Here is a 1,663-nt window from a genome sequence, read left to right on the forward strand (position 1 = left end):
TACGAGGGCGCCTGGCAGGTGACGCAGACCACGCCCGCCGGCAGGAAACCCGATCGACTGGTCAACGACTGCGCGCGGATCGGGCGCTACTTCGCCTGCCAGCAGACCGTCAACGGCAAGCCTGGTGCGCTGGTGGTGTTCATCCCCGACACCGTGCCCGGCCATTACCACACTCAGATCGTGCTGCCCGACGGCGCCGCGCTCGGCCCCGCCGGCACGCTGACCCTTGCCGGCGATCACTGGACCTATCTCGGCGAACCGGATGCCAAGGGCGTGCGCTATCGCACCATCAACGTCTTCAGCGGTCATGACCGGATCCATTTCGAAAGCGCGCGCTCGACCGACGGTAAGACCTGGACGGTGACGATGGCGGGGGAAGAAACAAGGCAGCGGTAGGCTGTTTTCAGACAACGCAATCACATGCACTGTATTCATTGATCGGAGGGCACTCGGCATGAACGTGAAGCTGCAAGTCACTACCTGTATCCGCCTGCTCGCAGGAGTCCTGGTGCTGGGGCTGTGGGCGCCCAATGTCCTGGCCAAGGTGCCGGACCCCTTGCACGCGGCGGTTCAGCGCGGCAGTCACATCTTCGCGACCGATACCTTCGGTGGTCGCGGCATGACCTGCCAGAGTTGCCATTCGGGTGGCGGCAGGATCGCGGGCCAGCTGGCCAACGGTAGCAAGATTCCAAGCCTGAGCAATGCCGCCGCCATTTTTCCCCGCTACAGTCCGCGCGCCGGCAAAGTCATCACCCTCGAGGATCAGGTCCGCGCGTGCATTACCGGCGCACTCGGCGGCAAACCGCCGGAGTACGGCAGCCGCAAACTGACCGATCTGGTGAGTTACTTGACCTTCCTGTCCAACGGCAAGCCGATCGACATCGGCGGCAAACCGAAATAGGCGGGTGGCGCGCGGCGCGACCCGAAGGAAAGAACCTCATCCAGGCGCAGGACGGTCGGCGCATTTGCCGATGTACATCCGGCGATCCGCGAGCTTTTGCATCTCGGCGATATCGGTGGTGTCCTCCGGGTAAATGGCCACACCGATGCTGACGCTGAGTTCGACGGGCTGGTTGTCGATCATGATCGGTTCTGCCAGTGCCTCCTCGAACGAACGGATGATCCGCGCAACGGCTGCGTGATTGGACAAGTCACTCAGGATCGCCACGAATTCGTCCCCGCCGAGGCGAGCCAGGGTGTCGCTCGCGCGCATCCTGCCGACAAAACGCTGCGCCACGGTACGCAGGGCTTCATCGCCCGCGAAGTGGCCGAAACGGTCATTGATCTGCTTGAAGCGGTCCAGATCGAACGCGACCAGCGCCACCTGCTTGTGCGTATGCGCGGCCTGCTGCAACGCCTCCCGAAGACGGAGATCGTAGAGCCGTCGGTTGGGAAGTCCGGTCAGTGCGTCGTGCAGGGCGGCCAGTTCGGCTTGCGCCATCTGCTCCTCAAGCAGCGTCAGTATCATGCCGCTCGCCACGAGGAACTTCGGCAGGTTCCAAACCTCGCTCTCGACATGGATCGACGGTGCGAAGCGATAAAGCAGGGCGGCTATCGGGAATACCGAGGCCCAGGCGACAAAGCTCAGCGTGGTGAAGAGCACCCCCGGAGAACGCCGCGCCGCGCTCCTCCAGAACAGCACGGCGACGGCGAGGTAGTGCCA

The 1,663-nt window shown here is 63.7% G+C and carries 3 protein-coding genes; 2 read left to right on the forward strand and 1 reads right to left on the reverse strand.

Features of this window, described 5'->3' with window-relative positions:
• Together NEZ08_RS11585 and NEZ08_RS11590 are read left to right on the forward strand one after the other, a co-directional pair.
• Positions 1-396 (forward strand): hypothetical protein (locus tag NEZ08_RS11585; protein WP_298106935.1); only part of this gene is annotated, 396 nt, incomplete at its 5' end.
• A 58-nt stretch (positions 397-454) separates the two neighbouring features.
• A complete protein-coding gene (locus NEZ08_RS11590) occupies positions 455-901 on the forward strand; it encodes a hypothetical protein (RefSeq protein ID WP_298106936.1) in 447 nt (148 codons plus the stop codon).
• 36 nt (positions 902-937) lie between these two features.
• Here NEZ08_RS11590 and NEZ08_RS11595 read toward each other — a convergent pair.
• On the reverse strand, positions 938-1,663 hold a 726-nt coding region (locus NEZ08_RS11595), incomplete at its 5' end, for a GGDEF domain-containing protein (protein ID WP_298106938.1).

The sequence above is a fragment of the Bradyrhizobium sp. genome (assembly GCF_027451485.1).
GTDB lineage: Bacteria > Pseudomonadota > Alphaproteobacteria > Rhizobiales > Xanthobacteraceae > Bradyrhizobium.

Bases quoted from the DNA above. Each gene is read 5' to 3' on its own strand.
- NEZ08_RS11590 (WP_298106936.1), top strand. From the start codon at position 455: ATGAACGTGAAGCTGCAAGTCACTACCTGTATCCGCCTGCTCGCAGGA.